Source organism: Eisenibacter elegans DSM 3317 (genome assembly GCF_000430505.1).
GTDB classification, from domain to species: Bacteria; Bacteroidota; Bacteroidia; order Cytophagales; family Microscillaceae; genus Eisenibacter; species Eisenibacter elegans.
Genome location: NZ_KE387152.1, coordinates 323,708 through 349,055, shown reverse-complemented (window position 1 = coordinate 349,055; position 25,348 = coordinate 323,708). Strand labels below are relative to the sequence as shown.

General features: G+C 47.5%; 24 protein-coding genes and 1 tRNA gene. 5 read left to right on the top strand and 20 right to left on the bottom strand.

All coding sequences use genetic code 11. From position 1 onward, the window contains the following. Positions 1-89: 89 nt before the first annotated feature. From G499_RS19770 to G499_RS0111765, 3 genes are all read right to left on the bottom strand, one after another. Positions 90-563: a DUF4494 domain-containing protein gene (locus G499_RS19770; RefSeq protein WP_051296198.1), complete on the bottom strand. Its 474-nt coding sequence runs from the start codon at positions 561-563 to the stop codon at positions 90-92. 66 nt (positions 564-629) lie between these two features. Continuing rightward, entirely contained in the window at positions 630-818 is a 189-nt protein-coding gene (gene ccoS, locus G499_RS0111770; RefSeq protein WP_027000111.1) for a cbb3-type cytochrome oxidase assembly protein CcoS, read from the bottom strand. A gap of 22 nt (positions 819-840) precedes the next feature. Continuing rightward, positions 841-913 (bottom strand) — tRNA-Arg (locus tag G499_RS0111765). A 219-nt stretch (positions 914-1,132) separates the two neighbouring features. Here G499_RS0111765 and G499_RS0111760 point away from each other — a divergent pair. Together G499_RS0111760 and dnaG are read left to right on the top strand one after the other, a co-directional pair. After that, the gene (locus G499_RS0111760; RefSeq protein ID WP_342663936.1) at positions 1,133-2,371 is read left to right on the top strand and encodes an amidohydrolase; all 1,239 of its coding nucleotides are present in this window, start codon (positions 1,133-1,135) and stop codon (positions 2,369-2,371) included. A gap of 165 nt (positions 2,372-2,536) precedes the next feature. After that, the gene (gene dnaG, locus G499_RS0111755; RefSeq protein ID WP_027000109.1) at positions 2,537-4,447 is read left to right on the top strand and encodes a DNA primase; all 1,911 of its coding nucleotides are present in this window, start codon (positions 2,537-2,539) and stop codon (positions 4,445-4,447) included. On the opposite strand, the gene G499_RS0111750 is transcribed toward dnaG, so the two are convergent. The 10 genes from G499_RS0111750 to G499_RS0111700 all read right to left on the bottom strand — a co-directional run bounded on the left by G499_RS0111750 (position 4,437) and on the right by G499_RS0111700 (position 14,108). After that, complete coding sequence (locus G499_RS0111750; protein ID WP_027000108.1) at positions 4,437-5,099, bottom strand: hypothetical protein; 663 nt, start codon at positions 5,097-5,099, stop codon at positions 4,437-4,439. The two genes, dnaG and G499_RS0111750, sit on opposite strands and share 11 nt — an antisense overlap. A 193-nt stretch (positions 5,100-5,292) precedes the next feature. Beyond that, complete coding sequence (locus G499_RS0111745; protein WP_027000107.1) at positions 5,293-5,730, bottom strand: hypothetical protein; 438 nt, start codon at positions 5,728-5,730, stop codon at positions 5,293-5,295. 394 nt (positions 5,731-6,124) lie between these two features. Then, positions 6,125-6,265 (bottom strand): hypothetical protein, encoded by a 141-nt coding sequence (locus G499_RS21830; RefSeq protein ID WP_154658429.1) that lies wholly within the window; start codon positions 6,263-6,265, stop codon positions 6,125-6,127. Between the two features lie 133 nt (positions 6,266-6,398). Beyond that, complete coding sequence (locus G499_RS0111730; RefSeq protein ID WP_027000105.1) at positions 6,399-6,803, bottom strand: hypothetical protein; 405 nt, start codon at positions 6,801-6,803, stop codon at positions 6,399-6,401. A gap of 159 nt (positions 6,804-6,962) precedes the next feature. Next, positions 6,963-7,373: a hypothetical protein gene (locus G499_RS0111725; protein WP_027000104.1), complete on the bottom strand. Its 411-nt coding sequence runs from the start codon at positions 7,371-7,373 to the stop codon at positions 6,963-6,965. A gap of 95 nt (positions 7,374-7,468) precedes the next feature. Then, positions 7,469-8,239: a hypothetical protein gene (locus G499_RS0111720; protein ID WP_027000103.1), complete on the bottom strand. Its 771-nt coding sequence runs from the start codon at positions 8,237-8,239 to the stop codon at positions 7,469-7,471. A 208-nt stretch (positions 8,240-8,447) separates the two neighbouring features. Beyond that, a complete protein-coding gene (locus tag G499_RS19765) occupies positions 8,448-9,425 on the bottom strand; it encodes a DNA/RNA non-specific endonuclease (RefSeq protein ID WP_051296197.1) in 978 nt (325 codons plus the stop codon). 47 nt (positions 9,426-9,472) lie between these two features. Further along, positions 9,473-12,193 carry a WG repeat-containing protein gene (locus tag G499_RS0111710; protein WP_027000102.1) on the bottom strand — a complete coding sequence of 907 codons (2,721 nt, stop codon included), beginning with the start codon at positions 12,191-12,193 and terminating at the stop codon, positions 9,473-9,475. Between the two features lie 167 nt (positions 12,194-12,360). Beyond that, positions 12,361-13,461, bottom strand: a complete 1,101-nt coding sequence (locus G499_RS0111705) for an RsiV family protein (protein WP_154658428.1) — start codon at positions 13,459-13,461, stop codon at positions 12,361-12,363. A 209-nt stretch (positions 13,462-13,670) separates the two neighbouring features. Beyond that, positions 13,671-14,108, bottom strand: coding sequence for a hypothetical protein (locus G499_RS0111700; protein ID WP_027000100.1), 438 nt, complete (start codon positions 14,106-14,108; stop codon positions 13,671-13,673). Between the two features lie 345 nt (positions 14,109-14,453). On the opposite strand from G499_RS0111700, the gene G499_RS19760 reads away from it, so the two are divergent. Then, the gene (locus tag G499_RS19760; protein WP_035727306.1) at positions 14,454-15,206 is read left to right on the top strand and encodes an acyl-CoA desaturase; all 753 of its coding nucleotides are present in this window, start codon (positions 14,454-14,456) and stop codon (positions 15,204-15,206) included. 184 nt (positions 15,207-15,390) lie between these two features. Here G499_RS19760 and G499_RS0111690 read toward each other — a convergent pair whose 3' ends face one another. From G499_RS0111690 to G499_RS0111650, 6 genes are all read right to left on the bottom strand, one after another. Further along, positions 15,391-15,672 carry a hypothetical protein gene (locus G499_RS0111690; protein ID WP_211231615.1) on the bottom strand — a complete coding sequence of 94 codons (282 nt, stop codon included), beginning with the start codon at positions 15,670-15,672 and terminating at the stop codon, positions 15,391-15,393. 273 nt (positions 15,673-15,945) lie between these two features. After that, entirely contained in the window at positions 15,946-16,116 is a 171-nt protein-coding gene (locus G499_RS21825; RefSeq protein WP_154658427.1) for a hypothetical protein, read from the bottom strand. A gap of 728 nt (positions 16,117-16,844) precedes the next feature. Next, the gene (locus tag G499_RS0111665) at positions 16,845-17,531 is read right to left on the bottom strand and encodes a CAP domain-containing protein (RefSeq protein WP_027000096.1); all 687 of its coding nucleotides are present in this window, start codon (positions 17,529-17,531) and stop codon (positions 16,845-16,847) included. A gap of 458 nt (positions 17,532-17,989) precedes the next feature. Beyond that, on the bottom strand, positions 17,990-18,340 hold the full coding sequence (locus G499_RS0111660; RefSeq protein ID WP_035727305.1) for a heavy-metal-associated domain-containing protein: 351 nt from the start codon (positions 18,338-18,340) through the stop codon (positions 17,990-17,992). Positions 18,341-18,404: 64 nt separating this feature from the next. Continuing rightward, entirely contained in the window at positions 18,405-20,630 is a 2,226-nt protein-coding gene (locus G499_RS0111655) for a TonB-dependent receptor (RefSeq protein WP_035727304.1), read from the bottom strand. Between the two features lie 140 nt (positions 20,631-20,770). Then, positions 20,771-21,241 carry a hypothetical protein gene (locus G499_RS0111650; protein WP_027000093.1) on the bottom strand — a complete coding sequence of 157 codons (471 nt, stop codon included), beginning with the start codon at positions 21,239-21,241 and terminating at the stop codon, positions 20,771-20,773. A gap of 95 nt (positions 21,242-21,336) precedes the next feature. On the opposite strand from G499_RS0111650, the gene G499_RS0111645 reads away from it, so the two are divergent. Then, the gene (locus G499_RS0111645) at positions 21,337-22,473 is read left to right on the top strand and encodes a PQQ-dependent sugar dehydrogenase (RefSeq protein WP_027000092.1); all 1,137 of its coding nucleotides are present in this window, start codon (positions 21,337-21,339) and stop codon (positions 22,471-22,473) included. Positions 22,474-22,754: 281 nt separating this feature from the next. Next, positions 22,755-24,110 carry a flavin-containing monooxygenase gene (locus tag G499_RS0111640; RefSeq protein ID WP_027000091.1) on the top strand — a complete coding sequence of 452 codons (1,356 nt, stop codon included), beginning with the start codon at positions 22,755-22,757 and terminating at the stop codon, positions 24,108-24,110. Between the two features lie 538 nt (positions 24,111-24,648). Here the strand turns inward: G499_RS0111640 and G499_RS0111635 are convergent. Further along, positions 24,649-25,335 (bottom strand): lysoplasmalogenase, encoded by a 687-nt coding sequence (locus tag G499_RS0111635; RefSeq protein WP_027000090.1) that lies wholly within the window; start codon positions 25,333-25,335, stop codon positions 24,649-24,651. Positions 25,336-25,348 lie beyond the last annotated feature (13 nt).

Here is a 25,348-nt window from a genome sequence, read left to right as displayed (position 1 = left end):
CTTTCGCTTGGTTTGTGGAATAATCGCCCTAAGAGCGCGTGCTAAGAAAAAAGCCAACCCAAACATATGGGATGGCTGATTTTCTTGTGTTATGCCTCTGCGCTTTCTTTGCTCAAAAGCCGTACGCGACGCTCTTCGGAAGAGACATATTCAAATATTTCGAGAATCTTACTTTCAGAGATGCTGTGTACGGTATAAGGCACAATCATCGTGCTAAGGCGCTCTTCGAGGCGCTCATACGCTTGTTTGACATCCGTGGCCGTAATCAGCATCACTTGGCTGATTTTTTTCTCTTTGCCGCTTTTTTCGTCGATGCTGACATACGAAATCTTACATTGGTACCACTGGTCGCTATCGTCAAAAGGGAATATATCGGCAAATTTTGTTTGAGAGATGCTGTGTACCTTAAACTCTGAGCGGATGACACTGCCCAGCTCCTCATACATACGGGTTTCGGCTTCCGAAAATGAGATGGCATCCACCAAGTAGTTTTCGGTTACTTTTTGTACCTTTTCACCCTCTTCTTTGTCATACTTGACTGTACAGGCAAACCAAGTCTTCATATTATTTTGCTCATTATATTGGAATATGCCACAAATATAAACAACCCTATTGGATATACTTGGGTTTTAGGAAGTTTTTTTCTCTTGTGTTTTGGCATTTGTTTGTGGCCCCCTAGGTTTGTCATCAAAGAGGATGCGTACTGCCGGCGACTCGGTATCGTCGTATTGGCCACTGCGTACTGCCCAAATAAAAGCCAACAAAAACCCGGCTGCTACCAAGATGCCGGCAATAATAAGCATTAAAATAACGGCCATAGTCTTTTCTAAGAAGTGATTGTGACCCCGGCGGGACTCGAACCCACATCAAAAGTTTAGGAAACTTCTATTCTATCCGGTTGAACTACGGGGTCTGGACTGCCTGTGGGCAAAGATACATATTTTTTGCCTCTTGGCACAAGCCCCCCCTTCAATATGGGGCTTTTGCCCATAAGTTCGGGATATTTGCTTAACTTTAGTTGTGATAACTTCATTTTCAAACCTCTATTCCAGATACAATGATTAGACCCATACCTTTATTGACTTTATTGTTCTTTTGGGTTTGTACCACATCACTATGGGCACAAAGCCCTGTGGACAAGAAGATAGCCCAAATGGCCGATGCCATCGAAGGGCGCATGATTGAATGGCGGCGCGACATCCACCAAAATCCCGAACTCTCCAACCGGGAGTTTAAAACCGCCGAAAAAGTGGCCGCACATCTGCGCTCCTTAGGGCTGGAGGTACATACCGGAATTGCCCATACCGGCGTAGTGGGGGTGCTCAAAGGGGCGAAGCCCGGGCCTACTGTAGGCTTGCGTGCCGATATGGATGCGTTGCCCGTAAAAGAGCGTGTAGACTTGCCTTTTGCCTCAAAAGCCATTGGCGAATACAACGGCCAAGAGGTGGGGGTCATGCACGCCTGCGGGCATGATACCCACGTGGCTATCCTGATGGCCGCCGCCGACATCCTGAGCCAGCTAAAAAACGAGCTCAGCGGTACGATTGTGTTTGTCTTCCAGCCTGCTGAAGAAGGCCCCCCTCCGGGCGAAAAGGGCGGCGCGGCGCTGATGGTCGAAGAAGGTCTGATAGAGCGCTTTGGGCTAGAGGTCATGTTTGGCCTACACATCAACTCGGCTACCGAGGTAGGCACTATCCGCTACAAACCGGAAGGTATTATGGCCGCTGCAGACATCCTCCAAATCAAGGTCAAGGGCAAACAAACCCACGGCTCCACCCCCTGGACCGGGGTAGACCCCGTAGTAGCCGCTGCCCAAATCATACAGGGCTTGCAGACAGTCGTCAGCCGCCAAACCGAACTAACCCGTGAGGCTGCTGTCATTACGATTGGGGCTATTCACGGAGGGGTGCGCAACAATATCATTCCTGAAGAGGTGATGCTCACCGGCACCATCCGCACACTCAATGCCTCGATGCGCGACAAGCTTCACGCTGATATTCACCGTACGGCCACCAAAATCGCCGAAAGCTCCGGCGCAGAGGCCGAGGTCGAAATCATCAAAGCGGCTCCATTGACCTACAACCAGCCAGAGCTTACCGCCCAAATGTTGCCTACACTGCAAAGAGTAGCAGGTGCTGACAAGGTGCTGTTGATGAATGCTGTTACGGGTGCAGAGGACTTTGGGTGTTATGGTGAAAAAATTCCCGCACTGTTCTTCTTCATTGGCGGAATGACCCTAGGCAACGACCCCGCCAAAGCACCTCCACACCATACTCCTGACTTTTATATAGACGAAGCCGGTATGAAAACCGGGCTGCGGGCACTGTGTCATCTGGCGCTGGACTACACACAACAAAAGCGTAAAAAATAACCTACAGCCCCAAACATACCAACATAAGTCATCCCCAGTTATGCGGGATGGCTTTTTGTAGCCTATACCTCACAGGTGCATCTGGCTGATTTTTGGGCTTTATCTGTTTGTCCTTCCAGCCAGAAAGCCCTACCTTTATCCAAATATTGACTGTTGACTGTAGCTATGCGCATCTCCCTAAATACCGCCGAGACCATCCGCCAACAGATGAATGTGTTGGAGGTGGTCGAAGATTTCCTTTCGCTCAAGCGCAAGGGCAACAACTGGTGGGCTCCCTGTCCTTTTCATAATGAACGGACAGCCTCCTTTTCGGTCAATCCGGCCAAGGGGATTTACAAATGCTTTGGCTGTGGCGCGGGGGGCGATGCCATCACCTTCATCATGGAACACGAGCAGCTTAGCTACCCTGAGGCACTGGCCTATTTGGCCAAAAAATACAACATCGAGGTGGAGTATGAAGGTGGTTCGCCCGACGAGCACCGCGCCGAGCTTCAAGCTCGCGAAAGCCTGCTGATTGCGATGGAGTATGCCAAGCAATATTACCAAAAACACCTCTATGAGCACGAAGACGGGCGTATTGGGCAAAGCTATTTCAAAGAGCGTGGCTTCCTTCCCCAAACAGTCAAACACTTTGAGCTAGGCTTTAGCCCCGCCGCTTGGGATGCCTTCACCCAACACGCCCTCGGGCACGGTTATACGCTCGAAACCCTCATCAAGGCCGGCCTGAGCAGTACCAATGAAGCCGGCAAGACATATGACCGCTTCCGCGAGCGGGTGATGTTTCCTATACACAATCTCGCCGGAAAGGTCATCGCCTTTGGTGCACGCCTCCTGACCAAGGAAGCCAAGCAGGCCAAATACCTCAACTCCCCCGAAACACCTATTTATCATAAAGGACAGGTACTCTATGGGTTGTATTTTGCCAAAAAAGCTATCCGTGAGCTCAACGAATGCCTGTTGGTCGAAGGTTATACCGATGTCATTTCGTTACATCAGGCGGGTATCAAACATGTGGTCTCTTCGTCGGGTACGGCGCTGACCGTAGAACAAATCCGACTTATCGGGCGGTTTACGCCTAATGTTACCGTGGTATATGACGGGGATGCTGCCGGCATCAAGGCTGCATTGCGCGGGCTAGACTTGATTTTGGAACAAGGGCTGAACGTAAAAGTAGCGGTGTTGCCCGATGGCCAAGACCCTGATAGCTATGTGCAGGCCGTGGGAGAAGAGGCTTTCCGCCAATATCTCGATACCCAAGCAACGGACTTTATCACCTTCAAAACAGCGTTGTTCCTCCAAGACGCAGGCAATGACCCGCTCAAACGTACCGAAGTACTGCGGGAGATTGTTCAGTCAATTGCCAAAATTCCTGATGCTATCGCCAGGGCTGTGTGGGTACAGCATACCTCAGAGCGGATGCGCATTGGCGAAGAGACCATTATGACAGAGGTAAACAAGCTCTTGCTCAAAGCCGCTCAGAAACAAAGCGCCCCCACACCAGAATCTGAAGCACCGGAGGCTCCTCCTCTTCCCAAACCACCCGAAGAGGCGCTACCTTCGGCCTTGCTCCAACAAGAACGCGAAAATATCCGAATGTTGCTCTACTATGCTCACTATGAGTTGGAGCAAGACCTGACACTTTGCCGGTATTTTTTGCAAGAAATAGCCGACCTAAAGCTTCAAAATCCTATATATCAAAAAATTGCGGATACTTACAAACAATATTTACTCGAAGGAGAAGTACCTGTAGCCGAGGTTTTCCTAACCCACCCCGACCCTGAAGTACGTCGTGAAGTAGCTATATTGATGGCGCAAAAACGAGAGGTAAGCAACAATTGGTACGAAAAACACGAGGTATATATCCCTAAGGATGAGGAGATGCTGGGTAGCTTGGTTTACAGGGCTATTCTGCACCTCAAACTCCGCCATATCCGTGAGCAGATACGCCTTAATATGCAGGCGCTCGAAGCCGCCACCACGCCCGAAGCCCAAGATGAACTGCTTCAGGTAGCTATGGCGCTCAAAGCCTTAGAGAAAGATATCGCTACTTTTTTGGGAAATGTGATTATGCGGTAGGCGCAGTCTTGGGAGTTAGCCACCAAAGCCCCAATCCAACCAAAAATAATAATCCTGCGGAGATAATCAGAAAAATCTGAGAAGCAACCAAACCTGCGGGCAACCAAGCCTCCAACGGCCATACCAATACATAGGCCATAGTCAACAAGGCCATCATCCCAAAGAGGGGCATCGCTTTCTGATGTGGGTGTGTGTCGAGCTGTTTTGCTTGGATAATCAGATAAAAGCTCATTGCCGGCAGCAGCCCAATGCCCAACAAAATAGCCAGCGGAAACGAGGGCCCCACAGCAAACACAAGCACAAAAGCCACCGAAAGCAGGCTTACAAGCTTCCTCTGTAGGCTCATCAACAAGGGGTTGTCTACCCCTTGGGCTTTGGTTCGGCTCATCAGGCGCTGTTGGGCAAATGCGGCAAACACCAACATAGGCAAACACCAAAAACCAGCCAACCATACCCAACAAAACGTAGCAAAAACCACCAACGCACGCGCATTGCCCCACAAGCGGGGATAATGTACGGAGGACATTTGTACAAAAAGCATCAGCAAGCCACCCAACTGAATACCTAAAAAACACAGTACTTGCATCAAATCCTGTGTTTGTGTAGCATCAAAAGTAGGATGTATAGAAAACCAAACAGCGTTGAGTGTCATTGATGTGATTTAGGAATTAAAACAAAACAGCCAACCCAATGGATTGGCTTTTAACCGATTTAGAATATAACTCCAATTAGAGGGCTCTTGTTCCAAATAAAGATGGTTTTGTACGACACACGTTTGTTTTTCTTCATCTGCTAAAAGTGCCGCTACCTACCCCCAAAAAAAGAGTGATTGTCTAACAATGTACTTAGTTGTACTTGTCCTTTATTTGGAAAGCAATATATAACCAAACTACATCAAAAACAAGTGAAAAGAAGCTCAAAGTAAGTATTGCCATCAAAACATCCGTCAACAAGCCGTAGTACATAAATACCCAGCCTTGACGTTTACGGCCAAACAAACCCTGTAGTGAGATTACTCGAAACCCAACCACTACAATGGTCAGAATAAAAGTGACCCAATAAGCAAACCCTGAGCTAGCACCGCCCAAGAAGACCAACCCACCCAAAACGCTTCCCAAACCAAAGTACACCAACAAAAACGGCGCTGATATAATCAGTATAATCAGGGAAATAATCGGTATCCACTTTAAAAATACCTCTTTGAGGTTGTCTTCAAAGGTGTAAGGGGCTTTTTCAATGAGGTAAGTAGAGAGTTCTTTCTCTAGAATAACTTCGTTAGACATAAATCATTTGGTTTAGTGAATATTGATAAATTATCTATGCCTATGTTTTACGATGGCGCCCCTCATAAGTTTGGGAACTATGCCACTTTACGTCTTTATGAAAAGGGCACGTACCTGAAACGCCGCATACAGCCACATCAAACTAAAAATCAAATAATTAAGCCCATAGCCGTGGATAAAAATTCACGCCAAGTTGAGCAACAACACATAATAAATATGTACCCAGTCCTTGCTTACGCAGCCGTTTGAGCAGCCTAGGAATAGCGAGCAAGCCTAAACAAACAATGGCGTAGGATATCATCCCTATGCTCACGATGTCGTGGCCAAGATAGTATATGTATCTGTACTCATAATAATACCCCCAAAACCACATTGCAAATTCGGTATAAATAACTCACCCCGCTGACAGTGCACACATCGCCGTCAAAACCAATATCAACGAATCTTGTTGTCGTTGCTCTAGCCGCAAGGGAAAACGCTCGGCAATGTCAGCAAGCATTTTTTTCAGAATAACGGGTTTGGGTTCTGTAGCCATTGTAGTGCGTGTATTTATACCAAGATTCACAAGGTTTGAGGATTTACAGGATTTGATTTCCTTGATTATCAAGGATTTTCAGTGCGCAGATTTCCCAAGCCAATTGTGATTGGGTATAAGGTGTGTTTTGTTGTTACAAGCTCCTAAAATGTAGATAGGTAGCATAGGCACAGATATAGGCAGTCAGCCATAAGCCCAAAAAGCCTATTGTCAGCGCCCATTCTCCTTCTCCGAAGCTTATACTGTATATCAGCCACCAAAGCCCTAAGGCCAGCCCGATGGCTATGATATGGTACAATCGCCAGCGTTTGACCTCTAAAGGAGCTTGCTGATGCCCGTTGAGATAGTATATTACGGTGCTGATGCCTACTTGGTATATCCCCAAAGGAATCATCAAAAACATAAAAATGAGCATCAACAAGGGCAGGGGCTTTTGAGTCAGTTCTAAAATCACCCAAGGTGTCAGGCACAGCGCCTGAAGTGCAATCAAGATGCCCTGTGTCCAAAGATCTATTTGAAGCCAACTTCGTATGCCCATATGATAAAAGTTTGTTAGTCAATACTTAGACAACTAAACGAATAGCATTGGTTGAAGTTGTTCTTCATTGTAATCAGGAAGTTGGGACACTAACTCCAAGTCAGGGCTGCTTTGATGAAAAAATCCCGTTCGTGGTGTCAATGATACATCTGTATCAAACTACTCGTTTTTGAGCTGTACATACGTTGCATAAGCCCCTACCCATCCGGCCATCCACAGCGCCAAGAACGCCGTCAAAAACGCCCATCCATTGTTTGGATTCGCAACTTCTATCGTATACAAGGTTACCCAAATCACCAAGGCCAGTCCTGCCGCCACTAGGTGATACCGCCGCCAGCGCTTTACCTCCCCGCCGGCACTGGCCGCAAAGCGGCTAAAGTAGAGGACAGCACTGATTCCCATTTGGTATATACCCAAGGGGATAAGCAGCAACAAAGCCAAAATCAATAACAGGGGAAAAGGTCGTTGAACTAACTCTGTAGCCACCCAAAGGACTACCAACAGGGCTTGTGTCGCAATAACTAATAGCTGTAGTCCAAAATCTATCCGAAGCCAAGTTCGTCTTTCCATGGTCTTGTGATTATAAAATAATACCAACTGAACCTAAGGGATTAAACGGCTTGGGTTTATCAAAGTTTCAATAATTACTGAAAGCTTCGGTAAACTCATTTTTTCTCAAATGCTTTGAAGTAAGTGTGTGTAAACTGCGGATGAATTTTTTGATAAAAAGCGATTGCCAAGGTGTTTTTTTGCGCCAAATAAGGATATGCTTCTACTACTTGCCAAAATTTGGCTTCGGGGCAAAAAATCTGCTTGGCAAAAGAATTGAAGTCATTCTCGATGCTAGAGTTTGCATATTGATACAAGAACCCTCTTTTGTGCCATTCTGGACTGAAGGTTGTGCTGCTAACTCCATCACGGATAGCCTCTACACCACTTCCCTTTCCGTAGGCTGTCTGAGGGTCTTTGGCCATCAGCCAGCCCTTCTCATCCCAAAATTGGGGGTGATTGCGCAGCAAGATACTCGAAAACTCGGCGTGGAAAAGTTGTTCGATACAATGGTCGGTATAGCCTTTTTTGACACCGCCGTTGCTCAAGTACACATTGGTTCGGGAGTTGGTGCCGCCAAATGTTTGGCCATAAAAGGCAAGGTACTCACAAACATACACCTTACCCAGATGCCGCTTGAGCATCTCGGCGGGATATTTGTCGAGCGCTTGCTCTACCACCCGAATCGTACGAGCGACTTCTGCCGGAGCTATAGGGCGGGCTTCAGCATTGATAGGGCTTTTGCGCCAACTCTCCGGAAACATATTGTCTTCCAATACAAAAATCACCTCTACCCCAGAAGGCGAGTGAATAATTCGCTCTTGCCCAAAAAGGCGGCCAGCCAATAGACTGATGGCGAGGGTACAATAAACAACTACTCTGAACATAGGCGGAGACAATTTTGTGAGAAAGTTACACCACCGGACATTTTTGCTCTTTATTGCTGTTTTGCTCACTGCGTCCTCCCTTGACCTGTACTTGACCTGTGCAAAGGAGTGGGTGATGTCCAGTGGTGTGTAAGAAGATATACCCAATCAACATTATGCCAAGATGCACTTAGGTTTTCAGGGGTTGATATCCTTGACGGAGCAGCGCTTATTTTTTAAACCAAAGCTCCGGTCTTTTATTTTTCTCCAACTCCTGTGCTAAGTCGTTGGGCAGCATCGGGAAGAAATCGATGCCTGTACGGCGCTCCACCTCTTCGATAGTTACGACAAAAGTTTGGAGGTCTTTGTCGGAGCCTTCGTTGCGCATAATAAAGGCGATGGCCTTGGGAGTCTTGGGGTCAAGGATGACCTTGTAATATTCCTTAGGCACACTGACGTTGTTTTTTCCTATTTTTTGGAAACGCCCCCCTTTAAGGATTGGCCCCGTAACGATGAAGTACTCACCGTCGCGGCGTACCCAAGTACGGATTTGCTCTTCTAAAATGCGCCAGATACCTCGATTGAGATCAGGCGCTTGTGGGCTCATATTGCTCATAAAAAAGGTTTCGGACATAGCCTTTTCTGAGTACTTGAAATCACCGGCGGGGGCGAGGTGGCCTCGGTCATAGCCAGAGCCGCGATAGTCGGCAGGGGTGGCGGACTGTGTCGGGATTTTGGGATCGGGGCGGAAGTCGTCGGTACGTTCTACCCCACCGCGCAAATTGTTCTTCTTCAAACGATAGGCGACCCAATCGGCCTGCTCGTGGGCTTCGTTATAGGAGAGGGCAAAGGCACTATGCCTCACCACTACATCCTTGTCGGAGTAGGCGGGCAGGCCAAAGTCGGGGTGGTTGATATCAAAAGAACCCTCCCCACGATTGCCTCTGGCGTTGCCGTCAGGAGATTGGCGCTCGTCGCGCACCTGTTGCTCCTCATCGCCCACCACTATGGTCTCTTCTCCTACGGGCTGTACCAAACCCGCCAATCGAGAGCGCAGGTCAAGAAAGTTGTTTTCGTATGCCCAATACCCTCCTACCAGTAAGGCGATGATGACCGTGATGAGCACGGGGCGCTTTTTGGCTGGGCCGCTTTTCTTGCGTCGCTGGGTGTTGGTATTGGGGCTTTTGCGTTTGCGTGTGTTTGACATAAGTGTATCTGTCGTGTTAGAAATGGGGTTGCAAGGGAATAATGGTATTAATCACATAAAAGGCGCTTGAAATCGTATTCTTTCATCGTACGGCTCCAAATTTGACGGCCATTGTAGTGTTGATAGATGACGGTATATTCGTCGCGCTGGGCATTGTACTCCTGCAAGAAAAATACGGGGTTGCCTTTGATGCCAAGGTTGTAGACGAGGTCATACTGCATTGGCACAATATTACCCCTCACACTTGACCACACCCCATACACAGCCTTTCCCTTGTCGGTTTCGCCTTTGCCCAAGAGCAGGCGCTCTTGAGGGCTCTCGCGTAGGAGGTATATTTCGCTCAGGCCTTCAGTAGGCAGCAGGCTTTCGAGCACTTGGTTTTTGTCTTTGGAAGCTTGGAGCGGCTGGGCTACATACAGTCCTTCCTCGTTTTTGACTAGGGCAAAGGCCGCGTTCCAAGGTTTTATTTCTTCAAAATCAAAAGGTAAAACAACTTGATTTTTGGCATTGATAAGGCCGTAATAGTCCTCCTTTTCGGCTACAAAATAGTAGTTGCTGTCATTGAGGGGGTAGGGCTTGAGCAGGCGGTCGTAGCTTGGGGGGATGAGTGTGCCTGTAGGACGGTGAAAAACACCAAAACGGTTGTTGGCCAAAATACCATAAAAGCCCGGTTGCATATAGCTTATCCCTTGGTATTTGGCCGGCAACACCTCTTGGCCGTCAAAGGTTACCAAGCCTACTTTTTGCTGCATCTTGACACTGAGTACCTCTGCATCGAGAATGGTGATGTCGTCGTAAAGTGGTTTGAGCAAGAGTGTTCCGTCGAAGCTATAAAGCGCCTTGCGCTTGTTTTGTGTGAGCATCAAGTAGGGCTTTGCTCCTTCGTAGTTGCCTCTGATGAGGCTAAAATCTGTGGCATTGCTCAAGTCGGCCAGCGCTTCGGCTCCGGCAAAAAGCACCCAGCGTTGTTTTCCTTGGCTCAGGAGGGGCAGCGTTTCAAGAAAGCGGATGTCATCATAGATAAAATCAAACATCATCGCCCCCTTATCATTGAGCAGCCCCCATTTGTTGTCCATCTTTACGGCAATCAGTTGACCCGCAGCCCTAGCTTCTTGGATAGGCTGCCCGGGCAGAATTGCCTGACCTTGGCGTGTCCAGAGAGCCTTTTGTTTGCCCTCGTGGGTGAGGAAAAACGCCTCTCCGAGTTGCTCCACCCCAACAAACTGTGGAGCGATAATCGTTTTGCCATATACATCAATAGCACCTACTTGGCCGCTATCGATACGCACACGGGCAAAGTCTTCGCTCAACAACGCTACGTGTTGGTAGGGCAGTTCTAGCTGCAAATTCTTTTGCAACATCATCTTGGCCAAAGCTTCATAGCCCAAGATATGGTATCGTTGGCCATTGCGCACCCGCACAAAATTCCCACCAATCATATCCACGGCCTCAAACTTACAGGGCAACACCACACGCCCGCTGTGGGTAGCCAACCCCCACAGTCCTCTTTGTTTTATTTTGACCAACTGTGCACTGAAGCGCTCAATCAGGTCATACTCCGTATTGAGCAGCGTCAGCCCATTGCGGTGTATTAGGCCGTCTTTGCCATCGAGGTGTACTTTGAAAATACCCAGCTCCAACAGTTCTACATAATCATACATTACCGGAATAATGGTTTTACCCATCTTGTCGATGACTCCTTGTAGGTTTTGGTCGGTAATAAGGAGGTAGTTGGTCGCCACACTTTCGCAGAGATAATCTGTCGGGATGGAGAGGTACTGCGGAGTAATACGTTGCTTCCCATGCTCATCGACATAGCCGTAACGTTTGTTTTCAAAAATAGGCAGGTACTGCAACACATCCACTTCTTGCAGGCTTTTGAGCCGTGCTGCGTCGGGATAATTAGGATATGCTTGAGCAAAAGCATCAAGAGATTCGTTGGTTTCGTACCAAGCCAGCAACCAATCATAAGCCAAATTTATGTAAGGGTTTTGGGGATTTTGGCTGATAAAGTTGGTATAAACTATCGGGGTGTTGGCAAAGGTCTCATAATCAAAAATGGCCTTGTATGCCTCTAGGCTAAATTCGTTGTTAGGGTGTTCTTTGACAAAAGCGCGGTAAGCTTCCAAGTCGCCCGAAGCAGTGGCTTTGGCAAATACAAGAGCATCATAGCGTTCTTTGGCCTTGGCATATTGTTGGGCATCGGGGTAAGCCTCCATAAAGGCGGCATACGCCTCTACGGTATTGGCAAATTCGGCCTTGTTCCAAGCTAGGGCATTGCGTACACTCAGTGCTTGAGGCAGTTGGGGCGCTGTCGTATAGCGGTCAATGAAAGCTTGGTAAGCTTCTATGGTATGTAGCTTTTGCGCCTTGCTAAAGGCCATCTGCTCACATTGGCTGCGGTGTTGGGCGATGGCCTGCTCGTCTAGGCCTATTTCGAGCCAACCCTTACGGGCTTTTTCATCGCTTTCGGGATAGAATTTGGCCGTTTGGAGGATGGCCAAATACGACGAATCCAGATGCAGAGCAGGGTTGCCCTCCCATAGGTAGTACCGTGCCAACACATACCAAGCCCCGGCATTGTTGGGTTCTTTTTCGAGGTTTTTGTCTATCAGGGCGCGGGCCTTGTCAAACTCGCCTTTTTCGAGCATTTTGTAAGCGCTCTTGACACGGTCGGCAGCTTGGGCTTGTGGCCAGTTGCCAAAGCTCAATAGGCCGATGAGATGAATAAATAGGCAAAAATTCCACCAACGGGATAGGTACATCATCACTATGATATTTGAGTTATTGCGTTTTTCTGAATAAGGAATCTTCTACAAAACACACCCCCGCTAACGTGAACCCAGCCCCAAGGGTTGGGGTTAGGAGCTTGTTTTGACTGACAAAACTACAAAAAACGCAACTATTTCCCACACCATAGCCGCCTCATACCACACTAGCGAAACTTTGGGACTTTGGCTGTGTGGATTAGCCCTTTGAGCTGTTTGTAGGGCAGGTAGAGTGTGATGGTACCTGCTGCCGCAGAGCTAATCTCGTAGGGATTGTAGATAAAACAAAGCCCCTCACCTACTAGGATGATATTTTGGCTGACAGGGAGGCGCTCGTCAGGCGCAATGAACCCATAGTCGGCCAAGCTGAGGCTTGGCGGCACCTTGGCTACCTGCCGTAGTGTCTGTGCCAATAAACGCCCAAGTGTGTCTTCCGTTTGTGGCAAAAACAACGCTTGTGGCGGGATGAGCTCTCCGGTGTGGCTGTCAAAAATATAGGCCGAGAGCTGGTATTCGGGCTGCCCCAGTCCGTGGCTGATAAACCGCTCCAACAAGACCGACAAGGTTTGGTCGGTATTATGAGTGATGCGTATTTTTTTATATGCCTCTTCGTGGGTTTGGGTCAGCCCTAGGGCAGCATCGTTTTCGTAATTCTGAATAAAACCATTCATAAACACCGAAGCCTGCTGGTAGAGCGAGTCTTGTAGCCACGCATTGATACGCATTTGCGCTTTTTTGCTCCCGCTACGTACCTCCAAACCCCAAATGCTTGCCACGGCCTTCGACTGTTCGTTGTTAGAACGACGCATCAACCATTCGGGCTCCATCCGCAGCACCCCTTTGGGGTACTGCTCCCTGAGGCTGACCTCTTGCGGTTTGGGCAAATCTGTCGGTATGCGCTCTCCAATCATCGTATTATTGACAGCATTCCAACGCAGTTTCCAATGTGCTTTAGGCTCGGCCTCATCCATCAACAGGGTATGGTATTCCTTCAGATACAGGCTATCCCCCATTGCCTGTAGCCCGTTACCCCGCAGGTAGTACGGTGTAGCGGCTCCCTCCACCCACATCACTACTGTTGTTTGGTACATCTTTACACTCATCGTCTCAGGCAGCTGATGCCACTCCCAAGTGATGTTCTTAGTTCCTAGCTTACCCTTTAGGTGTCTGTAAAAATGATTTTCTCCTGTAGATTGTGCCAACAAACCAGTCTCTGCAAATAATAGCACAAACAAGCATAGATTACACAAAATAGTTATTCGCATCATTATAAAGGTTTAGTGATTTCAAAACAATACATTTATAGTCCTGGCAGTCAGATATATGCCTTATTTGGCTCATATGTCCTCCTTCAAGGTAGTAAACCCAGCAGCTTTCGGCGGTAACCCAAGCAGCTACCCCTTCACCCTTCAGCACACACAGACTATGATATAACCTATTGAGTCATCCTTCAAACAAGTATTTTGCCAAATTCCCCCTAAAAGCCTTCGAGCGAAAACACCCAGCCTTGGGTTTTGGCCGTATGCAAGAAATCAACCCCAGCACGGTCTATCTGTCGGTAGTAGGTCTTGCCTTTGAGGATGTATCGGATATGCGCTGGTGTTTGCAACGAAAATTCCAGCACTGCCAGAGGCTCAGCAATGTACTTATTGTAAAGCAGGATTCTACCTTCATAAACCACCTCCACAGGCGGGTTGGGCAGAGGTGTTTCAAAACAATGTAACAACAGCCAATTCAGGATGACTTTATCCCCAAGGTGTAGCGTATCATTAGTAGTGAAGGCGTTTTTTTCAAAGACAAATACTGCCCGTTGTGTAGGAACACTGACCTGCCTGAGGCTACCCGACGGCTCCCAAAAGCTACAAGCCGATAGGCCGGCCAATATAAAAAAAACGGCAAAGGCTACACGCAACACACGCTCTTGATTTTATTTCCAAACAAAGATACTACTTGTTACCCCAATTTGTGCGTTTGTGGCGTTTATCCATCGTGTACCACACGACAAACCCCAGTAGGTCGCATCTCAAAATCACTAAACAACGGTTGTTGAGAGGTCAAATCTTGCTATTGGTCGGGTAATCTGTACCAACTCAGATTTAATCATTCAAAAGGTAGGATAATGTTACTTTATTTGCCATCTTGCATGATGCAGTGCAACACCAAATTGGAAATATTCAATTCGCGCTTGCCTAAACCCAAACACCCTACTGAAGCGTTTGTTGCACGCCTGTTTTATTTATTCACTTAACTCATTATTGACGTGCTATTTGTGCTAATTTTCTTCCTTGTGCATTGGTATTTGGCGCTTTTCTGCCAGACCTTCTATCTGCACCGTTATGCTGCGCATCAGATGTTCACGATGAACAAGTTTTGGGAGCGTTATTTTGGCTTCCTTACCTATGTTACACAAGGTGCATCGTACCTAAGCCCACGTGCTTATGCTATCTTGCATCGTATGCACCACGCCTATAGCGACACAGAACAAGATCCACACTCTCCTGTACACGCCAAGAATATTTGGCATATGATGTGGAAAACTAAGGACATCTATGTAGGAGTGCTCAAGCGTCGTATTCCCACCCCTCCCCGTTTTGATATGCACTACCCTTCTTGGGAAATGCTCGAAAAATTGGGTGAGTCTTGGGTTTCACGCATAGCTTGGGGTACTTTCTATACATTGCTATACATTGCAGCTTATGTGTATATGGGTATGCCTTGGTATTTGTTCGCATTGCTTCCAGTACACTTCTTTATGGGGCCTATCCACGGCGCTATTGTCAACTGGAGTGGCCACAAATATGGCTACAGCAACTTTGACAACAATGACAACTCTAAAAACTCCCTTATTGCCGATGTGGTAATGCTTGGAGAGCTTTTCCAAAATAACCACCACAAGCTCCCCAACCGCCTCAACTTTGCCGTAAAATGGTACGAGTTTGATCCGGTATACCCCATCATCCGCTTGTTCCATTTTATCGGAATCTTGCGCATCAATGAAAAATCATTGCACTAAGACTGTTACTTTGGTAACCCTAAAAAACCCGTGCTCAACTCACGGGTTTTTTTAGTATTGGCTCATTTATACCAAAAATCACAAGGCTTTACTTTCTTGGTACTCAAGAATTCAAGAACACAGGGCCTCCAATTTTTATCGGGTTTAATCACGCCTTTTCCAAAAATACCCAGTGGTGTGAGGTTTAATAATACTTTTCAAACGCAAGCCCCTTTTTCGTGATTTTGTATTGGGCTTTCTTGTCAGATGGAGTGCCGCCTTTTAGTTCAACCCGCAAGTAGGTTTTGGCATCGGTTTCCATCTTCCCTTCATACAGGTTGTCTATAATCCCCCCACCCCCTGCCGAAAAAATGTAAGATTGGTCTACCCCTATGCGTTGTGCTTTGGGGCGATCAAAACAAAGCAAATGAATGTGTATTTCTCTATTTTGAGCAGGGTCATACGCTTCCGTAAAACTGCTGAACAAGATGATGACCGTATTGCCTTGCTCGATACGGCGCCAAAGGCAGATACTGACTGGGAGTCTCCTCTACATGGTCTGAAAAAAATACTTTTTAGGTGCGCCGGTACATCTGAGCTTTTGGCAGCCCATTGTTTGATGTCTTCGGTAGTCCAAGTCTTCGGAGCTTGAAGCTGCTCAAAAAGCGCCACAAAATCCTGAAAGTTTTGCGCTTGAACACCAATAGTGATTGATAACAACAAGGCTGTCAGTAACGTTTTTAAATAATGCATAAGCTTGCTATTTTTTGGTGAAAATGAGATTAAACATCCTCTTGGCACTTTGGTCTACCTTGCCATTGGGAATTTGCAAAAACTCTAAAATGAGCGCCTCCATCTGTCGATAACACTTATATCCGTAGTCTCTCAAAAAATTCAGAAATGCGTCTCTATCCTTGTCACCGAGGTTCATTGTCAAGAAAGACCTTGGTATCTGCATTGTACTCCTACTCCACATAATAGTTGATAGATGGCAACTTGATGTCCATCATATCCTCTTCCTCGAAATAGAGCATACAGTCGTAAAATCTTTTACCAAGTTTCATTACGAAGTCGTCGTCCAAATCGCCTGAAAGTGTAGTGGCACTGGCAAACTACCAAGTTTGGTTGGTAATGGTTTGAGCACTGACACTGCCGCCTATTAAAAACATCATCAGGGCAACGCACAGAGTACTTGGTGTTAGGTTTTTCATATTGATTGGGTTTTGGGGTGATGTGGTATATAACTTCCTGTGCGGCTTCCTATGCATTTGGTATAGAAGGCAAGCCCAGCTAGGAGATAAACGCACCAAATATTTCTTCAGATATTTTGTGAAGCAGCCTTACGGGTTTGTAAAAGCTTGCCCCACTGTACATTTTATACCAAGATTCACAAGATTTGAAGATTTACAGGATTTGATTCCCTTGATTATCAAGGATTTTCAGTACGCAGATTTCCCAAACCAATTGTGGTTGGATATAAACAACACCCCATCACTACACCCTCTCATTGTCTTTAAGCTGAAGATGCTCAAGAGGTGCATTGCTATTTAATAAAATTCGTGCACCTGTAACGAAATCAACCACGAATACACGAATAAAAATGAAATTCGTGCACCCGTGGCAAAATCAACCACTAGTACATCACCTCTACACAGGTATTTATTCTATACCGCCCAAAAAGTTCATCACCGTATTGTTACGATAAACTTTGTGTGGCTGAATAGACACCCCTACGTGCGAAAAATCCTTGCTCAAGATGGCCTTACGGTGTCCGAGGCTGGGAACATCCTCATCAATGAGCAAGTCCATCACAATATCGATAGGTGCATCAGAGCCATAAGCGCAGTTTTCACCCATTCGGCGATAGTCTCCTTTGTAGTACATTTCTACCCGCTCGGGCATTTCGGAGCCGTTGGTTCCGGTGTGGCCTATGTCTCCTGATTTACCCATATCCTTGGCGTGTAACAACGAGGCCTGATGCAACTCTTTGAGCGGCAACAGAGGCGACATAGCCGTGGTTTTATTGAGGTCTGCCACTAGGCTCTTGTAGTAGCTGCTCTGAAAGTCTTGTGAGGCAAAGCCAAACTGATCGTTCTTGCTCTCTGCCTTGAGCATAGCCTGCATGTTTTTGACAAACTTTTGTGGATAAACCCGCGCTAAGTTCATCAGCATAATCACTTCGCGCTCTGCTTTGCTGAGGTAGCTGGCCTCGCTGGCTGTATGACACTGCTTGATTTCGGCATCTGTCCACCCATATTTAGTCCAGTCTTGCGCCTGAGATGTTAGAGGCCATACACCTAATAACAGCCCCAACATTAAGAAGCCATAGATTTGGAATTGTTTCATAAATAATGATTCGGTTTGTTGATACAAGTTATACTCCTAAACCCAATTATTTGTTGTACTTGTCTCACTATCGAACAAACAAATACCCCATTGGGTCTTTCTCAAACCCACGGGGTTAGCCCAGTGGTTTGCAAAAAAACCTATTTTAGAGCCAAATTATACCAAGATTCACCACACCGCCGGGCGTTTTTTAAATCCCACAGTTAAAACTGTGGGTTAACTCTCATTGTACCCCCAAAATGAGGTCTCAACTTGTCTCGGAGTTGGGGTTCTGAGCTACTTTTCTAAAAATATCCGGCGGTGTGAAGATTCACAAGATTTGATTTTTCTTGGTTGTCAAGGGTTTTCAGTGCAAAGATTTCCCAAACCAATTGTGGTTGAGTATAACCCGAAATAGGGTATGCCTTCGGTGTTGCCTGATAGTTGGCAAGCCACCGAAGACACCCTGTAGTTTGGCTCTAGTGCCCTCCACCTTTTTTGCAGCAAGACGGCAGTTTTTCGTATGCAGTCGGAATAGCCAGTACGTCGTCGGCATCATATCCGGTTTTGGCAATCACCTCGCGTATCTGTTCGGGGTTAGTTTTTTTAGGTTGATACCCCACAGTTACTATCTTGGTTTTGAGGTCTACTTTTACGTCTTTTATCCCCTTCGTAAAGGCTAAGGCTTCCGTGATAGCCTCTTCACACATTCCACAATGGGCAGATGTTTGGATGCTGACAGTAGCCAACTTATTGTTGCTTTGGGCAAAAGCTTGTGGGGCGATTGTCCAAAGGGCGGCGAAAGCGAATAATCCAAGAAGATGTTTCATAATAATAAAGTGTTTAGGTAATTGAATACGTGTTATGGGTGGAAAATTATTTTTTATCCATTGTTTACTTGATGTAAAAACGCAGCCCTGCATAGGCCATAGCCCCCATAATAGGGCCATAGATACGCCCTGCGTCAAAATTGTTCCCAAAGGGATTGTCAAAGCCAATAATCGGGTTAGGCTGCATAAAGTTACCCAAGTTTTCGCCTCCTACATATAGTTCTAAACGCCGGAAACGTCGGGTAACCTGTGCGTTCAGCAAGGCAAAAGCAGGGCTGCGGGAGGCTTGGCCTTCCCAATCGGGTAGGCGTTGTGTACCCATATATTGTAGATTGACATCAAACTGCCATTTGTCAAAGTTGGTGGCATAGCTTAGGCTCATTGCCCAACGATGGGTAGGTACAAAGGGCATTGAGCGCAGTTGGCCGTTGATGGTACTGCGTACATCATACCATTTGTAAGCCAAGCTCACATCAAAGCGTTTGAAAGGTTCATAGTTGGCCGCTATCTGAAGGCTGTTAGCAAAGGCCTGTCCGTCGAGGTTATAAAACCGTAGACGTTGTGGGTCGCTGTCGAGGTCTGCTACTACTTGGTTTTCAAAATCAGTCCGGTAATAGTCGATGCTGAGCAAGCCGGGCTGGTTGTTGATATTGAAAGCATAGGAGAGGCTAGTGCCATAATTCCAGGCTTGTTCTGGTAGTAGCTCCCCCTCAAAGTCTACCCTACGGGCACTGATAAGGTAGCCCATATTTTCGATGATGGGGTTGGCAACACGGTATCCCCTTCCTCCCGAAGCACGCCAAATAAGTGCATCGCTCAAATCGTATTTGAGATGCAGGCGCGGACTAAAAAACGTACCATACAGGTTGTGCCAATCAATCCTTACTCCCGAAACTGCGGCGAAGCGTTCTGAGGGTTTGAATGTGTGCTCTAAAAACGCTCCGGGTACGGACTCCTCACGGGTATCGAGCCACAAGCGGTTACGATTGGGTTGAATCTCTTGATACTGTGTGTCGAATCGGTTGTAGAGATAGCTCAGTCCTGTGCGCAGCTCGTGCCGATAGCCAAGGTTATTTTGATAAATAAGCTGTACTTGTGCCAATTGTTCTTGCGCCTCAAAAACATTCATTCCCCAACTGCCAGCAAAGCGGTGGTAGGTCGCGTTGTTAATCAAAGCGATGCTCTGCGTAGGATTTTCGGGGTTGAGCCATCCGGCTTTCAAAAAGCCTTGTAAGCGCTCATTGCGTTGCATGACTCCGTAGGGCAGGTCGGTGCGGCGTTCCTGCCCAAGTCGAAAGATGGCCTGTCCGGCTTGGCGGTCGTCGTACAATGCTTGGATACCCGCCTGTACAATAAGCTTTTTGCCGCTATACTTCCATCGATTGAGCGCGGTAAGTGTGGTGCCGATGGGCATATCCAAAAAACCATTACCGTTCATATCTTGCCGGAGCTGTTGGGTACTGCCGTGCATCAACAAGGCCGTACTCCAGCGGTTGGTCAGTTTATGGGCCGTATTGATATTGGCTTCGAGGCGGCCAAAATGATTGCCATACAGATTCAGCAGCATCCGTTCGCTATCATCCGGCTTAGCCAACTCGATATTGATTTGCCCAGTAATCGACTCATACCCATTGGCTACTGAGCCTGCACCTTTGTTGATGTCGATAGACTGTATCCAAGTTCCGGGCAAAAACGTTAGCCCTTGTTTGGCATTCAACCCTCTGATAGCCGGCACGTTCTCCGTCATCAATTGGGCATACACCCCATCCAGCCCCAGCATTTTGATTTGTTTGGTACCTGATACGGCATCTGTCAACGATACATCGACCGCGATATTGTTTTGAAAGCTTTCAGACAAATTGCAGCAAGCCGCCTTTTGCAAATCACGCTTGGTAATCACCTCACTCTGAATTGTTTGTACATCCAAGCTCTTGCTGGCACTTACCGTTACAGCGTCCAAGCTTTGGGCATCACTCTTGAGCGTATGTGTCAAGTAAAAGGTGGTCTCATTGATTAGAAGGCTGACTGTCTCATAGCCTACATACTTGATCACCAGGCGGCGGGTACTTGGGTGAAAAGGGATTTCAAAATGCCCATCGGCATCGGTGATGGCTCCGGTATTGGTATTTTCCCAAAAGATTGTAGCGCCTACCAGTGGTTGTGGTTGGCCGGAGTCGTCTTGCTCAGTGATGGTGCCTTGCAGGGTCTTTTGGGCGTATAGTGGCAAAGCCAGTCCCCATCCTAGCAACAAGATTGTGAGGTGTAATCGGAAATAAGACGTAGAGTTCATATATGAGTCAATAATTGTAATCGTTCTTCTAAAAACACAGATTGACAAATAATGCCTTGTTTGTATGTAGGCATCGTTTGTGGTTGTAAGTCTGACAATGTAGCCAATACATTGCACCCTCACAACTATTGTGTTTGTGATTACAATCTAAAAACTCCAATCAATAAAATCAGCTCCGCCCCCTGATAGAGCCACGGGGGCGAGCTATCAGCGATATAGCCACGCAGCAGGGTGTCTGTAAGCCCCTGCGGCCAAGCCCAGTCAAAAATAGTCCCGCAATAGGCCAAAATAGGCCATAGCTGATGTACCTCAGGCGCTTGTGTCAGCGCCTCTGTAATGCCTTGGTGATACGTAGTGGTGATATGGCAGCAAGGGGATGTTTCCCACTTGGATGTTTCATCTGGCAGCGGGGTCAGCTGCACTAGTGATGCCTTAGCCTCGCAGCAAGCCGTGGGTGGAGGGGGGATTTCGCAGCAGCTCTTAGACTCCAACATAGCCTCTCCCTGCTCCAGCATCAGGCAGTGATGCTGCCAAATACCCAAGCCTACTGCCCCCAAGAGCACTTGTAGTGCCAATAAAGGGGCGATAATATGGAGGTGTTTTCTGTACATAAGAGATTTTTGCACTCGAATAACTTTTTAACATTCGCTCCCGTTGAAAAGTTCAATATCCAGTATGTAAAACCTATATAACCCAGTGCTTTGCTATGAAAAAATCGCTTATTGCCTCTCTGATGTATTGTACTCTTGGGTTGGCTACTGTATGTTGGCAATGCCGCTCTTCGGACGACCCTCAGCCCCAGCTCGACTGGACGCTCAAGGTAGATACCCTGCTTACCAACTTGCAAAACCCTTGGGGTGCTGCTTTTTTACCCACCGGAGCGCTGCTCATCACAGAGCGTGCCGGCAATTTGCTGCTGTGGAATCCCAATACTGGTGGCACACCGCAGCCCATTTCAGGTCTGCCTTCTGACATCTATGTTCAGGGGCAAGGAGGCTTGCTCGATATCCAGCTACATCCACAATATACCCAAAACGGTTGGATTTATTTTGTAGCCGCTCGCCGCACGAGCAGCCAAGGAGGCAATACGGCGATTTATCGTACCAAACTACAAGGCACACAGCTTCAGGATACTCAGGTGCTTTTCCAAGGTGTGCCTTCCAGTACGGCAGGGCAGCACTTTGGCGCTAGGCTCACCTTCGACGACCAGGGGTTTATCTACATGGGCATTGGCGATAGGGGTACCCCCCAACAATCGCAATCCATCAATAATCATATTGGTACTATCGTCCGCCTACACGACGACGGGCGCATTCCGAGTAACAACCCGTTTGTGCAAACACCCAACGCCCAACCCGAAATATGGTCTTATGGGCATCGCAACCCACAGGGCTTGTTTTTTGATACTACACGCCGCATTTTATGGGCACACGAACACGGCCCACAAGGCGGTGATGAGCTAAACCGCATTGAGCGAGGAGGCAACTACGGCTGGCCTGAGGTTACCTTTGGCATCAATTACAACGGTACTACCATCAGCGAAGAGACCGAGCGCGAAGGGATGGTCTCCCCCATCATCCACTGGAGCCCGGCCATTGCCCCTTGTGGCTTGCTGATTGTCAAAGGCGACCGCTACCCCGGGTGGCAGGGCGATGCCTTGCTAGGCTCTTTGGTCGCAAGGCACTTGCGCTATCTCAAGCTCAACGCACAAGGCAAGATTCAAAGCCAAGAGCGCCTACTAGATGGCATTGGCCGCGTACGTTGGGTCGGGCAAGCCCCCGATGGGTTGATCTACGTCTTGACCGAAACCCCCGGAATGTTGCTCAAAATCAGCCCTCAATAGTGCTATATCGTTCGTTTGAATTAGATGAATGACCGCACCACTGGATATTTTTCAAACCACAGGTAAAACTGTGGGCTAAGTCTCATTGTACCCCAAAATGAGGCCTCAGCTTGTTTCGGAGCTGGAGCTCCGAGCTACTCTTCCAAAAATGCCCGGTGGCGTGATGAATGACAAGGAAAATAAATTAGGGCATTGTGCCTAATTTCATCAAAAATCACTATCTTAGCCTCAAAATAGACAATTAATCTACCCCAACTAACTTCTATAACTGCTCGACTGCCATGGATACACCACAAAAAGTTTGCATCATCGGTGCTGGTTCTTCAGGGATTGCTGCGGCCAAGGTCTTACACGAAAAGGGTATTCCCTTTGATTGTTATGAAAAAGGCTCGGGTATAGGCGGCAATTGGCGCTATATGAATGACAACGGAATGTCTTCGGCCTACCGCTCGCTCCATATCAATACTTCCCGAGCAATGATGGCCTATTCCGACTTTCCTATGCCGGATGATTACCCCGACTATCCTAGCCACTTCCAGATGCTTGAGTACTTCGAGAGCTTTGTAGACCGCTTTGGCTTTCGGGATAAAATCATCTTCAACACCGGCGTAGCCGACGTAAAACGTGAAGCTGACAATAGTTACACCATCACTACCGACAAAGGGAATACCGAGCGCTATGCGGCAGTGATGGTGGCTAATGGGCATCACTGGTGCGCTCGTTATCCTGAGCCGGGCTTCCCCGGTACACTCGACGGTACAGTGATGCATTCCCACGACTATAAAACACCTGAGGGGATTTTCGGCCCGGGCAAGCACGTAGTGGTATTGGGTATTGGCAACTCAGGGGTGGATATTGCCTGTGAGGCCGCCCGCGTAGGTAGCGCCGACATTACCATTATCAGCCGTAGTGGCGCTTACATTTTCCCTAAATATATCTGGGGACAACCTTTTGATATGCTCGGCAAACTCAATGTCAGCTTTCTGCCGTTGGCTTGGAAGCGCCAACTCATCGCCCTTAACCTATGGCTTGCCCGAGGCAAACAAGAGGACTATGGTATCCCTAAACCCAAGCGTCCACTCTTGTCCGAACACCCCACTATCTCGCCAGACTTGCTGCACCTTGCAGGACACGGGCGTATCAAAGTACGTCAAACCAATATCAAAGAACTACGTGGCGACCATATTTTGCTCGAAGATGGCACTACCCTCAAGGCCGATGTGCTGATTTATGCTACAGGATACAAAATCGCTTTCCCGTTTTTCAAGGAGGATTTCTTCCGTCAAGTCGAAATAAGCAACAACATTCAGCTCTACAAACGTGTGGTACATCCTGACTATCCCAACCTCTACTTTATTGGTTTGTTGCAGCCCTTGGGAGCCATTATGCCACTGGCCGAAATACAATCAGAATGGATTGCCCGAGTGATGACCGGCGAGGTGGCCTTGCCCTCCGAAGCCCAAATGCGCAAAGATATTGATGCGGCTGCACAAAAAGTAAACAAACAATACAAGCAGGCTGCCCGACATACTATACAGGTTGATTTTCAGCCTTACATCAATCTCATCAAGGCGGAGATGCGTAAACACCGTACTGGCAAAGCTCCTCGAACCAACAAGGTCAGCGTGCCAGCCTGATATAGTCCAAGGTATGCGATTAGGCACCAAGCAGTCAAGCAAAACCCTTGACAGGCTTGGCAGCCTAGCCCCAAGACCAACTTGGCTTGAAGTTCGATAATACACGATTTACTGCCGTCTTTGGAAAAAAGATATGCTAGCACGAGCGCGCACGCCAGTGATGCTCGGCAAACGCTATACACCACATGTCAGGGTTTTACCCTATCACAAATCCGTGGTTTAGAGAATCAAATTACATACTTTGCCCGATAGTAATGCAAGCATCTAGTCCCTAACTTTGTCATGTAAGTAAAAGAGTTTTGTGTTACAACACCAAGGTCTTTTGCTTTACGACAAAAGCATAAGGTTTTCATTTGAGGTTTAGTTTTGAAAAAGGTTTAGTATGTGAAAAGCCGGTACTTATTGAGTACCGGCTTTTTTGTTTTTATGCCAATATCCACCGGCATTGCTCTCCTTGATGCTCAAGCATTTTTCAATACATACATTTCCCAAACCAATTTTGACTGGGTATAAAATCAGCAGATATGAGGATTGTAGCTTATCCCTCAGTCATCTGAGCTTTGAGATGTATCAAAATACCCCTTACAATAAGGTACTGTGCTATGATATAAGTACTCATAATCACTATACCGGCGGCCTCAAAAGGTTGGACAAACTTATTGAGGGCAATACAGGTATCTGACAACATAAACAGCAATGCTCCACCAAAAACTAGTTGAAAGCTTTGGGGCGAAGTCAGCCTGAAGCGATTGAGTGCCGCAAGGCTCATCCCTACAATGGCGAGTGCATAGACCGCCACCGGGATTTGCATCGCGCCCAAGTGCGGGTACAGGTAGCCATAGAGCGTCAGATAGAGCAACATAAACGGGACATATAGCCAAGGTTTGCGCCCCAGCAAACTAGGCTCGCTGCTGTGTCCTACGGCATAGCGATAGGCTTGAATATAGGCCAAGTGTGCAAACAAAAAGCTGGACAATCCTCCAATAAAAAAAGCACTGTCATGTTTTGCAAATAAGAGCAACACATCGCCGCCCCAAGAACCTAACAAGGCCAACATCACCCAACGGGCAGTAGGGTTAGCCTTGAAGGGGTTGCCTTGATAAAAGTGAATCCCCAAAAAAACCATTAGTAGAGGCTTACTGACATATTCCAAGAAGGGATGAGCCGTTGCCAAGGCGCTCAAGTTGAGCACTGCCGCTGCACAATAAAGCCAAAAGAAGAGCATAGGCGCATATGGG